The following is a 12480-nucleotide window of genomic DNA, read 5'->3' on the forward strand; positions in this document are numbered from 1 at the left end:
AAGATATGGATATACAGGAAAATATAGTGAATAAAGTGGCTCAAAGTGGTCTGGTAACCTTAGATCCTGCCGCTTTTTACCCTGCCGGCGAGCGCGTTGTTTATGATATTAAAGATAACCTGTTCCATGGCCTTATATTACGTGAAAAGGATTTCAGGGATTTTGTAAAAGAACATGACTGGACACAATATGAAGGTAAAAATGTAGGTATTACCTGTACCGCTGATGCCATTGTACCTGCATGGGCTTATATGCTCCTGGCCAATCGCATGGCTCCTTATGCGCGTGAAGTTGTTTTTGGTGACAAGGATGTTTTGGAAACAGTGTTGTTTGAAAAAGAAATGGCAAAGGCCAATTTTGAACAATATCGCGATCAGCGTATTGTATTAAAGGGATGCGGCGATACCGATGTGCCGGTTTCGGCTTATGTTGAGCTAACAAAAAAATTAACACCTATAGTAAAAAGCCTCATGTTTGGTGAGCCTTGCTCAACCGTACCTATATATAAACGGAAAGACTAACAAATTTGCTTTTTAATTTTATGGAACCTGCCCACAGGCAGTATTTATGTGCCGTTGCAATAAAAATGGATTTAAACCATTTATAGTAGCAGTTGTCATATCTTCGCCCGCTGATAATATCGGGCGGTCCATTTATAATAATGCAAATTGTGCTAATGAGAAAACGTTTTTTTTATATCCTGCTCTTTCTTTGCTGTTGTAATCATGTTTTTGCACAGGAACTAACAAAAATCAGTGAACCTGTTTTTAAAGTGGGCGAAAAGTTAAGCTATAAAATGAAATATGGGATTTTTACGGCAGCCGAAGCAGATATACGAATAGAAGCCAGCGATAAAAAATTTGACAAACCCGCGTTTCATTTAATAGCCGAGGGTAAAACAGCCGGCTCTTTTGATTTTTTTTACAAAGTGCGTAACAAGTATGAATCGTACGTTGATCAAAACACCTTATTGCCCTATTTTTATACCGAAAACAGACGCGAGGGAAAATGGAAGCATACTGACAATGTAACATTTGACCATAAAGACAATAAGGTGACTGCCAATAAAGGCGTGTTCCAGTTCAAAGGAAAAACATTTGATTTTGTATCCGCTTATTATTTTGCCCGTACTATTGATGTTTCAAAGATGAAAATAGGCGAGCAATTTCAATTGCAGTATTTTCTGGAGGATGGTTTTCATTCCATGGGTATAACTTATGTTGGTACCGAGGTGGTAAGCTGTTCATTAGGGAAATTTAACTGCCTTAAATTTAATCCTACTATTATTCCAGGCCGTATTTTCAGAAAGGACAGTAAATTGTACCTTTGGGTAACAAATGACGGTAACAGGATACCTGTAAAAGCGCATGTTGAAGTTATATTAGGTAGTATAACAATGGATCTGCAGGCGGCTACTGGTCTTAAGTATCCTTTAAACCCTATAAAAAAATAAATAAATATGATTGAGGTTGGCAATGTATTGGTGCACGAGGATGTAGTGAAGGAAAATTTTGTTTGTAACCTGAACAAATGTAAAGGGGCCTGCTGTTTGGAAGGCGATTCCGGCGCACCTTTGAATGCCGATGAACTTGATATTTTAAAAGAAATATACCCCAAAGTAAAACCTTACCTTACGGCCAAAGGCATTAAAACAATTGAAAAGACCGGCGTATACGTTAAGGATTTTGAAGGTGATTATACCACACCATGTGTTGATGTAAATAAAGAGTGCGCCTATGTGATATGGGAAAACGGCATTACCAAGTGTGGTATTGAAAAAGCATATGAGGAAGGTGCTATCAGCTGGAAAAAACCGATTTCCTGTCATCTATACCCTATACGGATAACTGCATACCCTGAGTTTGATGTATTAAATTATGATCGCTGGAGTATTTGCAGCCCCGCATGCTCTTTTGGCAACGAACTTAAGGTTAGGGTGCACGAGTTTTTAAAAGATCCGCTTATACGCAAATATGGCCCGGAATGGTATCAGGAGTTGGAAAATGAGGTTGCCGGCATTTAATTAAATTGGGGCTGTTTATCATTTCCATATCCGGATATTATATAATTACTCCTTATTCATTTATTGAAATTTAGTAAAAACGGGCTTATATAATACAGTATGTGAGTTTTTACAATTAATTTGGATAATATTGTAATATATAAGTTCAAGCCTATCTAAATAAATGAAAACAGCCTTAATAACAGGTATAACCGGTCAGGATGGTGCCTATTTAGCCGAATTTCTGCTAAAAAAAGGATATGAGGTACATGGTGTAAAGCGTCGGTCGTCATTATTTAATACGGAGCGGATCGATCACCTTTATCATGATCCGCATGAACCTAATGTAAAGTTTAAACTGCACTACGGCGATCTTACAGACTCAACCAACTTAATAAGACTGGTGCAGGAAGTACAGCCCGACGAAATTTATAACCTGGCAGCACAAAGCCACGTAAAGGTAAGTTTTGATACACCTGAATATACTGCAAATGCTGATGGCGTTGGAACCCTGCGTATTTTAGAAGCTATTAGATTGTTAGGGCTTACCCGCAAAACCCGCATATACCAGGCCTCAACATCAGAGTTGTATGGGCTGGTACAGGCTGTTCCGCAAAGCGAAACCACACCGTTTTATCCGCGGTCGCCTTATGCGGTGGCCAAGTTATATGGTTACTGGATAATTGTAAATTACCGCGAAGCCTATGGCATGTATGCCTGCAATGGCATTTTATTTAACCATGAAAGCCCTATACGGGGCGAAACATTTGTTACCCGCAAAATTACCCGTGCCGCATCAAAAATAGCCCTGGGCCTGCAGGATTGCCTTTACGTGGGCAATCTTTCGGCACAACGCGACTGGGGGCATGCTAAGGACTATATTGAAGCAATGTGGCTAATGCTGCAGCAAGACAAAGCCGAAGATTTTGTAATTGCCACAGGCATTACTACCACCGTACGTGATTTTATAAAAATGGCATTTAACGAGCTGGGCATTGAGGTTGAATTTAGTGGCAGGGACGAGCAGGAGCGCGGCGTGATTATTGATATTGATGCGCAAAAAGCTGCGGAACTTGGTTTAAACACCGATTACTTAAAATTTGGTCAAACAGTAGTAAAGGTCGACGCGAAATATTTCAGGCCAACGGAGGTCGACTTATTGATAGGCGATGCTTCAAAAGCCTTCGATAAGTTAGGCTGGAAACCTAAATATGATCTTCAGGCGCTGGTGACTGATATGATGCAGTCTGACCTGCACCTGGTTAAAAAAGACGAGTATTTGAAAAAAGGCGGCTTTAAAACGCTCAATTACTTTGAATAAATTTATTTACATCGCCAATTCTAAATTCTACATATGAAGAAAGTATTTACAAGCATTACATTATTATTTTTAATAAGTGGAGTTGTAAAAGCCCAGTCGGTATACCAACCTTATTCGTACCAGTTTTACCAAAAACTTAATGCAGACGTTTACTCAACTAAAACCCGTGTGCATAGTTCATTGAAACCATTTTTTATTGATGACTCTTTGCTAAAGGTCCATTACGACTCCCTCATGAATATAGACGGGCTTAAGGGGAGGTTTTTTAATCAGCATCAGATAGATGTTAAAGGTGACAATTATACTTTTTATACCGATCTGTTACCTGATTTTAATCTCAGCCGTGACTTTTCCGGGAAGAGAAATACCAATTTTGGTTCATTGGGCTTGCAGCTTGGCGGAACCGTTGGCGACAAATTTTCTTACAATATAAGCGCCTATGAAAACAGGGCGGTATTACCCGGTTACCTGGCCACTTACGCCAACCAAACAGGCATAGCTCCCGGACAGGCCTATGCAGGCATTTATGGTAATGAATACCGGTGGTCATACATTACGGCATTGGTATCATACACGCCCAATAAATATTTAAATATAACCGGTGGCCGCGATAAAACTTTTATAGGCGATGGTTATCGTTCTGTACTTTTGTCTGATTATGCCTCGCCTTATCCTTTCCTAAAGCTAACGGGTACCCTGGGTAATGTAAAATATATGGCCATGTGGACATATTTTAATGACCCCCTATCCATTAAAGTGGACGGAGGTGACAGGAAAAAATTCGGTGTGTTCCACTATCTCGACTGGAATGTGAGCAACCGACTTTCGTTGGGTTTCTTTGATGCCGTGGTATGGGGAGCAAAAGACGATGCAGGCCATTCCCGCGGTTTTGATTTTACTTATATTAATCCTATAATATTTTTAAGGCCTGTTGAGGCAACAAACGGTTCGCCTGATAACGCGCTGTTAGGCCTTACAGGTAAATATAAACTCACAGATGGTATTACAGCATATGGCCAGTTTGCCCTGGACGAATTTGAAGCCAAAAACTTTTTTTCGAGCACCGGCAGTTCCCGAAACAAATATGCCTGGCAACTGGGTGTGCGGGGAGCAAACCTGTTTAATGTGCGCGGTTTAAACTACCTGGTTGAAACTAACAATGTAAAACCTTATACTTATTCTGAGCGTAGTTCGGTAATTAATTACGCTGAGAATGGCGAACCACTGGCACATCCCTGGGGTGCAAACTTTCGCGAAGTTGTAGGTTTGCTAAACTACTCCTATAAAAGATTTGATTTTTCGGGCGAGCTTGATTATGGCCACTACGGATTAGATATTGATAACGTAAATTACGGTAAAGATCTTTTTCAGGTTTATGTTGATCCGGCAAGGGCTTTTGGCAACTATACTGGTCAGGGCCTAACCACCAATATGGTTTACCTGGAAGGTAAGGTGGCTTATTTAATAAACCCTAAATATAACCTTCGTTTTGAGCTCGGAGGTATTTACCGTTCCGAAAAAAATAGCCAGTTTCATGATAAAACCGCCATGCTTACTTTTGGCATACGCAGCTCTTTCCGCAGTATTTATAATGATATTGCAAGCTATAAAGCACACTAAAAGACAAATATTCGTATAAAACAAGAAAAGCGGCCGAGCCGCTTTTCTTGTTTTATGTTTATGACGCTATTGTATGTGTGGTACGTTTAGCTCCTAAGTTTTTCACTTCTTCGGCTATGCCTTTAGCATTGTAGCCGCATTCGGCCCAAAGTTCGGGCTGTTCCCCGTGTTCTATGAACTTGTCTGGTATTCCCAGGCGTTTTACCTGTGTTTTCTGATAACCGTTATCAGCCATAAACTCCAGTATAGCGCTTCCCAGCCCTCCTTCAAGACAACCATCCTCAACGGTTACCACCTTGTCAAATTTCTGGAATACTTCATGCAGCAACGCCTCATCAAGTGGCTTTACAAACCGCATATCATAATGAGCCGGGTAATAACCTTCGGCATTCAGTTCAGTAGTCGCCTTTACCACTTCATTACCTATAGCTCCTATTGATAAAATGGCAACATCATCGCCATCACATATTTTACGGCCTTTGCCTACAGGTATAGCTTTGAACGGGCGCTGCCAGTCAACCATTACACCACTGCCGCGAGGGTACCTGATCACAAAAGGCCCCATGTTGTCCTGTTGCGCGGTAAACATCAAATTACGCAGTTCTTCCTCATTCATAGGAGCCGATACCGTCATATTAGGTATGCAACGCATATAGGCTAAATCATAAGCGCCGTGGTGCGTTGGCCCGTCGGCGCCGGCTATGCCAGCCCTGTCAAGGCAAAATATCACATTGAGGTTTTGTATGGCCACATCGTGTATCACCTGGTCATATGCCCTTTGCATAAAGCTGGAATATATGTTGCAGAAAGGTATTAAACCCTGCGTAGCCAATCCGGCCGAGAACGTTACCGCATGCTGCTCGGCTATACCTACGTCAAAAGCGCGGGACGGCATAGCCTTCATCATCAGGTTAAGTGAACATCCTGATGGCATGGCCGGGGTAATACCCATAATTTTAGGATTTTGCTCGGCCAGTTCAATAATGCTCAGGCCAAATACATCCTGATATTTTGGTGGCTGCGGCTTATCGTACTTGGTTTTTTTTATCTCGCCGGTTATTTTATCAAATAAACCGGGGGCATGCCATTTGGTCTGGTCTTTTTCGGCCAGGGCATATCCCTTGCCTTTAACTGTTACACAGTGCAATAGTTTGGGTCCGGGTATATCGCGCAAGTCCTTTAAAACCTTTACCAGGTGATTTACATCATGCCCATCAATAGGGCCAAAGTATCGGAATTTTAGAGCTTCGAAAAAGTTGCTGCGTTTAAGTAAGGTTCCTTTAATGCTTTTTTCAATCTTTTGGGCTATTTTAAAAGCATCAGGCCCAATGGCCGATAGTTTTGCCAGTACATGAGCTATATCATCCCTGAAACGGTTGTAAGGCTTTGAGGTGGCAATATCGGTAAGATATTCCTTCAGGGCGCCCACGTTAGGGTCAATAGACATGTTATTATCATTCAGGATCACCAGCAGGTTTGAATTTTCAATACCAGCGTGGTTAAGCGCCTCAAAAGCCATACCGGCGGTCATGGCGCCGTCGCCTATTACGGCCACATGTTGCCTGTCTGTTTCGCCCTTATATTGCGACGCTACGGCCATGCCCAATGCTACAGATATTGATGTAGACGAATGGCCTACGCCAAAAGTATCATACTCGCTTTCTGAGCGTTTTGGGAAACCACTGATGCCTTTATATATACGGTTAGTATGAAAAGCTTCGCGGCGGCCGGTAAGTATCTTATGACCGTAAGCCTGATGGCCAACGTCCCAAACCAACTGATCATAAGGAGTATTCAGTACATATTGAAGCGCAACGGTTAGTTCAACAACCCCTAAACTGGCTGCAAAATGACCACCATTTACTGATACTACATCAATAATATACTGGCGCAGTTCCTGGCAAACCTGTTCAAGCTCGTGTTCGCTAAGCTGCTTTAAATCAGATGGATAATTTATTTTTTTTAATAAATCTCCTGCTGGTACCTGCATAGACATTAGTAAGAATATTTAACTTACAAAGTAAGGTATTTATTTATAAAAACGGGGCATCTAAATGTATTTATTGTTTGGCGCGGGTATCAGAAGCACGAATATAGCATCAGGATATAGAAAAGCGGTCCCATAAAATTCAATCCTGATCCCTGTATTTTGGCTTCTGATTATATAAATACGTATTTTTGGATAAGATTTATGACCGACGACAGTTTTGCAATAAGGTTACCCCAGTTTGAAGGTCCGTTTGATCTGCTGCTTTTTTTTATCGAAAGGGATGAATTGGATATTCATGATATACCGATTGCCCGCATCACCGACGATTTTTTAAACTACATACATCAAATGACCAGCCTTAACATGGAGCTGGCTAGCGAGTTTATCTTTGTAGCAGCTACGCTGATGCGTATAAAAGCCAAAATGTTGTTGCCGCGCTATGATGCTGAAGAGGCCGGAGACGAAGCGGACACTAAAGAAAACCTGATCAGGAAACTTATTGAGTATAAAAAGTTTAAGGAGCTTTGTGATGAATTGCGCCCTTTTGAAGATGAGCGGTTTAAGCAGGAAAAACGTGGCAATATTAAACAAGACCTGGAACAGGTTGAAAAGGTAACCCTGCCGGGCGAAGAATTATCAGAAATAAGCCTGTATAAACTGATGATGGTACATGAGCGGTTAATGAAAAATTACCTTAACCGCAGCGAAGAGGTAAAGCACACCGTTGTTCAATACCCATATACCATTGAAAAGCAAAAGAAAGCAGTAAGCGACCTGCTGAAAATCAATAAAATGCTTGACTTTAAGACCATTGCCGGGCATTCGGAAAACAAGGTGCATTTTGTTTATAATTTTCTGGCTGTTTTAGAAATGCTGCAGCAGGAGCTGATAGATATACAAATAGGCCTGGGATATAATAATTTCTGGATATCGGCGAGGGAGATCTGAGATGTTAGATAAAGGACGTGAGACAAAAAATGTATAAGGCTTGTAGTTCATTTATAATCGATTACAAAATGTGTTTTTTTAATCTCAAATCTCATATCTCACCTCTCAAAACTAATTTTTACCTAACTTAGGGCCGTTTTAAACATAGTGCCGTTTTAATTATATATAATGAAAAGAGACAAGTTAATTTTTAAGCTATTGGATGAAGAACAGCAGCGCCAGGAGGAAGGCATTGAGCTGATAGCGTCTGAGAATTTTGTAAGCCGTCAGGTTATGGAAGCAGCAGGGTCTGTTGCCACCAACAAATACGCCGAAGGCTTACCGGGCAAACGCTATTATGGCGGCTGCCAGGTGGTTGATGAAATTGAAACCATTGCTATTGAAAGAGCCAAGCAATTATTCAATGCCGAGTGGGCAAACGTTCAGCCACATTCAGGTGCGCAGGCCAATGCGGCGGTTATGCTGGCCGTTCTTCAGCCGGGTGATAAAATATTAGGATTTGATCTTTCACATGGCGGCCATTTAACCCATGGTTCACCGGTTAATTTTTCGGGTAAACTATATGAGCCGCATTTTTATGGTGTAGTTAAAGAAACCGGCCTTGTTGATTACAAACAACTGGAAAAAGTTGCGCTTAAAGAGAAACCAAAACTGATCATTTGCGGTGCATCTGCATACTCGCGCGATTGGGATTATGAATTTATACGTAAAGTAGCCGATAAAATAGGTGCCCTGGTACTGGCCGATATATCGCACCCCGCCGGACTTATTGCAAGGGGTTTACTGACCGATCCGCTACCGCACTGCCATATAGTTACTACCACGACACACAAAACGTTACGCGGCCCCCGCGGCGGCCTTATTTTATTAGGTAAGGATTTTGAAAATCCATTTGGAATAAAAACACCTAAGGGCGAAATAAGAATGATGTCGTCATTACTTGATATGGCTGTTTTTCCGGGTACGCAGGGCGGCCCGCTTGAACATATTATAGCCGCAAAAGCAATAGCCTTTGGCGAAGCTTTGAGCGAAAGCTATATGAAATACATTGTTCAGGTTAAAAAGAATGCCAGTGCTATGGCCGAGGCTTTTGTTAAACGTGGTTATGAGATCATATCAGGCGGTACGGATAATCATTTGATGCTGATTGATCTGCGTAATAAAAATATCACTGGTAAAGCGGCCGAAAATGCGCTGGTAACTGCTGATATTACTGTGAACAAAAATATGGTTCCTTATGATGATAAGTCGCCGTTTGTTACTTCAGGTATACGTGTAGGTACAGCTGCTATTACTACCCGGGGAATGAAAGAGAAACAAATGGATCATATTGTTGAACTGATAGACGCGGTAATTAGCGATCCTGAAAATGAACCTTCTTTAAAAAAGATACGTAAAAAGGTCCACAAGCTGATGTATGACTATCCGTTGTACAGAGAGAACGGCTCGGATCAATAAATGACAATCAGGCAGCAGGAACCTATAATTAGCGATGATGAAAAGGGACGTTTAAGTGCCCTGAGATCATACCATATTTTAGATACATCACCTGAAAAGGAATATGATGCTATAACCCGCCTTGCTGCTTTTATATGTAATGTGCCTGTTGCCTTCATCGTTTTAATTGATGCAGACAGGCAATGGTTTAAATCAAAATATGGCGCCGGTACACAGGAAACACTCCATGCCGGCGCTTTTTCCAATTTTGTTACCCTGAGTGATGAGATACAGGAAATAGATGATGCCCTAAAAGATAATACTTTTAAGGATAGTACCGGTGCTACCGGCCAAACCATACGTTTTTATGCCGGCGTTCCTTTAATTGACCCGCAAGGGTATCACCTGGGAGCGCTTTGTGTTACTGATACCGTGCCCCGCAAACTCAATCCAGGGCAGCGCGATTCATTGCAGACACTCGCTGCAGAGGTTATTTCACACTTTACGCTGCACAGGCAAAAGCTTGAGCTTGAAAAAAGCCTTGCTCAGTATAAAGAGTTTCATGACCTTTTTGATACTTCTCCCGATATTCATTGTATTATGGACCACGAATTTAAAATTGAGCGGGTCAATCAATCGGTAAAATCTGTTTTAGGTTATCAGGCAAATGCTCTTATCGGCCAGCATATCTGGCAACTTTTTCCGGAAGAAGAAAGAATAGTTTTTTTGGAGAAGCTTAAACGCCGTTTAAATGAGCAGCCACATCAATTTGAGATTGAAACATCGGTTTATACCTCTACCGGTGATATTAAATGTTTAAGCTGGTCATTAACCGTTAAAAACGATAAATACCTGGCCTGTGGTCGTGATATAAGTTATCAAAAACAGGTTGCAAAAGAACTGCAGGAACTGTCTGTGGTAATTGATAAAGTAGGTAATGGGGTGGTAATAAGCAACGCCGCCGACAAGGTAATATGGGTAAATGAAGCATTTGAAAATATTACAGGCTATAACTTTGCCGATGTTGAAAATAAATATCTGAAGGCCGTATTAAAAGGGGAGCCCAATGACAAAGCGGCAATTGCCAGATTGGACGCTTCGATAGAAAAGAAGGAATCATACGAAGTTGACCTGCTGATGATCCGTAAGGACGGAACCCCGATATGGATCACTGTTATTAACTCAGTGCTCCATAACAGCGAAGGCGCTGTGGATAAATACATAAGGGTTATTATTGATATTACATCCCGGAAAAAAATTGAGCAAGATCTTGAAATTTTATCCTTTGCCGCTAAAAAATCACCCAGCGGTATTTTTATACGCGATAACCAGGGCAGGATACTGTGGATGAACGAAGCTCTTGAAAATATTATTGGCTACTCGTTTGCCGAACTGGAAGGCAAGGCCGTGGGCAATGCGCTCGTAGGCAAAGACACCGATCTTGCGGTGTTTGAAAGTGCTGTAAAGGCCGTTAAAGAAAATCGGCCTTATGAAATAGAACTAAAAATTTATAAAAAGGATGGTGCCGCCCGTTGGGTATTTTTATCAAACAGCCCTCTGTTAAATGAAATAGGTAAGGTTGACAGGCAAGTTGGCGTAATGGTTGATATAACCGAGCGCAAAAAAAACCAGGAGGAACTTACCAAGCTATCATTGGTGGCAAGCAATACAACAAGTGGTGTAGTTATAAACAACAGCGAAGGTAAAGTTGAATGGGTAAACCGGGCTTTTGAACAAATAACGGGTTATGACATTAACGAGGTTAAAGGTAACCACCTGGGTGATGTGCTGAAAGGCGAACTTACCGATGTTGGCAGCATTCAAAAAGCACGTGAACTATCGCGTAACAAACAATCATTTGAGGTTGATCTGCTCATTTACCGTAAAGACGGACAGCCGCTGTGGATATCGGTCATTAACTCTGTAATTATTGGTAAAAACGGCGCGGTTGACAAATATATTGAGGTAATTATTGATATAACCGCCAAAAAGAAAACCGAGCTTCAACTGATAACAGCTAAGGAAGAGGCGCTGCAGCTGAGCAGGGCCAAGGATATGTTTATATCGGTAATGAGTCATGAAATACGTACCCCGCTTAATACAGTGATAGGTATATCGCATTTATTACTTGAAGATAACCCGCTGGATTCACAAAAGGAGAATCTTGCCGTGCTTAGGTTTTCGGCAGAAAATTTAATGACACTGATTAACGATGTATTGGATTTTACCAAAATAGAAACTGGTAATATTGAACTGGAAAAGGCAGTTGTTGACATACGCGCACTTATCCAGAGCATCACTACTTCGATGCGGTACAAAGCCGAAGGAAAAAATATTTATCTTAGCCAAAGTATTGATGATGCCATACCGGAAATGGTGATAGGCGACCGCACCCGTTTATGTCAGATACTACTTAACCTGGTGAGTAATGCCGTTAAGTTTACAGAGGAGGGCGGGGTTAACATTGATTTGAAAGTAATTCAGCAAACAGAAAAGGATGTAAGGATCAGGTTTTCGGTTTCAGACACCGGCATAGGTATCGCTAATAATAAATTGGGTGCTATATTTGAACAATTTAAACAGGCCGAACTGGATATTACCCGCAAATATGGCGGCACCGGCTTAGGGCTGGCCATTAGTAAACGACTGATAGAACTGCATGACTCAAGAATAAATGTGGATAGTGTACCGGGCGTGGGATCTACATTTTGGTTTACCATTACCTTTAATAAAACAGATAACGATTTAAACAGTAACGATAATAACGTGGAAACAGGACTCAAAATAAACGTTTTGGTAGTTGATGATAACCAGATAAACCGGTTGTTAATAAACAAGATACTGAAAAAATGGGGTGCTGATGCTGATTTTGCCGAGAACGGTATTGAAGCCATAAAGAAAATTGAGAGCAACCGTAATTATAATGTGGTATTAATGGATATCCACATGCCCGAAATGGGGGGATTGGAAGCCACCCAAATATTACGTTCAAAACCCGAACCGTATTTTCAGCAATTACCAATTATCGCATTAACTGCATCAATGCTCAGCAACCAAATGGGCGAAATTAATAAAGCCGGGATGAATGACTATATATTAAAGCCATTTGAACCTAAAATGCTTTACGATAAATTAAGCCGGTACCAGCACCAGTAATTCCTT

The 12480-nt window shown here is 41.3% G+C and carries 9 protein-coding genes; 8 read left to right on the plus strand and 1 reads right to left on the minus strand.

What is annotated here, in order from left to right; all coding sequences use genetic code 11:
* Nucleotides 1-5: 5 nt before the first annotated feature.
* From J2W55_RS13180 to J2W55_RS13200, 5 genes are all read left to right on the plus strand, one after another.
* Nucleotides 6-521: a DUF2480 family protein gene (locus tag J2W55_RS13180; protein ID WP_310096409.1), complete on the plus strand. Its 516-nt coding sequence runs from the start codon at nucleotides 6-8 to the stop codon at nucleotides 519-521.
* A 275-nt stretch (nucleotides 522-796) separates the two neighbouring features.
* A complete protein-coding gene (locus tag J2W55_RS13185) occupies nucleotides 797-1453 on the plus strand; it encodes a DUF3108 domain-containing protein (RefSeq protein ID WP_445353950.1) in 657 nt (218 codons plus the stop codon).
* 6 nt (nucleotides 1454-1459) lie between these two features.
* Nucleotides 1460-2023, plus strand: coding sequence for a DUF3109 family protein (locus J2W55_RS13190; RefSeq protein WP_310096411.1), 564 nt, complete (start codon nucleotides 1460-1462; stop codon nucleotides 2021-2023).
* Between the two features lie 163 nt (nucleotides 2024-2186).
* Nucleotides 2187-3323, plus strand: coding sequence for a GDP-mannose 4,6-dehydratase (gmd, locus tag J2W55_RS13195; RefSeq protein WP_310096412.1), 1137 nt, complete (start codon nucleotides 2187-2189; stop codon nucleotides 3321-3323).
* Nucleotides 3324-3356: 33 nt separating this feature from the next.
* On the plus strand, nucleotides 3357-4943 hold the full coding sequence (locus J2W55_RS13200; RefSeq protein WP_310096413.1) for a gliding motility protein RemB: 1587 nt from the start codon (nucleotides 3357-3359) through the stop codon (nucleotides 4941-4943).
* 58 nt (nucleotides 4944-5001) lie between these two features.
* On the opposite strand, the gene dxs is transcribed toward J2W55_RS13200, so the two are convergent.
* Nucleotides 5002-6933 carry a 1-deoxy-D-xylulose-5-phosphate synthase gene (dxs, locus tag J2W55_RS13205; RefSeq protein ID WP_310096486.1) on the minus strand — a complete coding sequence of 644 codons (1932 nt, stop codon included), beginning with the start codon at nucleotides 6931-6933 and terminating at the stop codon, nucleotides 5002-5004.
* Between the two features lie 201 nt (nucleotides 6934-7134).
* Between dxs and J2W55_RS13210 the strand changes: the two genes are divergently transcribed.
* From J2W55_RS13210 to J2W55_RS13220, 3 genes are all read left to right on the plus strand, one after another.
* Nucleotides 7135-7881, plus strand: a complete 747-nt coding sequence (locus tag J2W55_RS13210; RefSeq protein ID WP_310096414.1) for a segregation and condensation protein A — start codon at nucleotides 7135-7137, stop codon at nucleotides 7879-7881.
* Between the two features lie 168 nt (nucleotides 7882-8049).
* Nucleotides 8050-9339, plus strand: a complete 1290-nt coding sequence (glyA, locus tag J2W55_RS13215; RefSeq protein ID WP_310096415.1) for a serine hydroxymethyltransferase — start codon at nucleotides 8050-8052, stop codon at nucleotides 9337-9339.
* Nucleotides 9340-12474, plus strand: a complete 3135-nt coding sequence (locus J2W55_RS13220; protein WP_310096416.1) for a PAS domain S-box protein — start codon at nucleotides 9340-9342, stop codon at nucleotides 12472-12474.
* Nucleotides 12475-12480 lie beyond the last annotated feature (6 nt).

Origin of the sequence: Mucilaginibacter pocheonensis, from assembly GCF_031456535.1 — a bacterium.
Classification (GTDB): Bacteria; Bacteroidota; Bacteroidia; order Sphingobacteriales; family Sphingobacteriaceae; genus Mucilaginibacter; species Mucilaginibacter pocheonensis.

Bases quoted from the DNA above. Each gene is read 5' to 3' on its own strand.
- J2W55_RS13190 (WP_310096411.1), top strand. From the start codon at position 1,460: ATGATTGAGGTTGGCAATGTATTGGTGCACGAGGATGTAGTGAAGGAA.
- J2W55_RS13210 (WP_310096414.1), top strand. From the start codon at position 7,135: ATGACCGACGACAGTTTTGCAATAAGGTTACCCCAGTTTGAAGGTCCG.
- gmd (WP_310096412.1), top strand. From the start codon at position 2,187: ATGAAAACAGCCTTAATAACAGGTATAACCGGTCAGGATGGTGCCTAT.
- J2W55_RS13180 (WP_310096409.1), top strand. From the start codon at position 6: ATGGATATACAGGAAAATATAGTGAATAAAGTGGCTCAAAGTGGTCTG.
- J2W55_RS13200 (WP_310096413.1), top strand. From the start codon at position 3,357: ATGAAGAAAGTATTTACAAGCATTACATTATTATTTTTAATAAGTGGA.
- dxs (WP_310096486.1), bottom strand. From the start codon at position 6,933: ATGCAGGTACCAGCAGGAGATTTATTAAAAAAAATAAATTATCCATCT.
- J2W55_RS13220 (WP_310096416.1), top strand. From the start codon at position 9,340: ATGACAATCAGGCAGCAGGAACCTATAATTAGCGATGATGAAAAGGGA.
- J2W55_RS13185 (WP_445353950.1), top strand. From the start codon at position 797: ATGAAATATGGGATTTTTACGGCAGCCGAAGCAGATATACGAATAGAA.
- glyA (WP_310096415.1), top strand. From the start codon at position 8,050: ATGAAAAGAGACAAGTTAATTTTTAAGCTATTGGATGAAGAACAGCAG.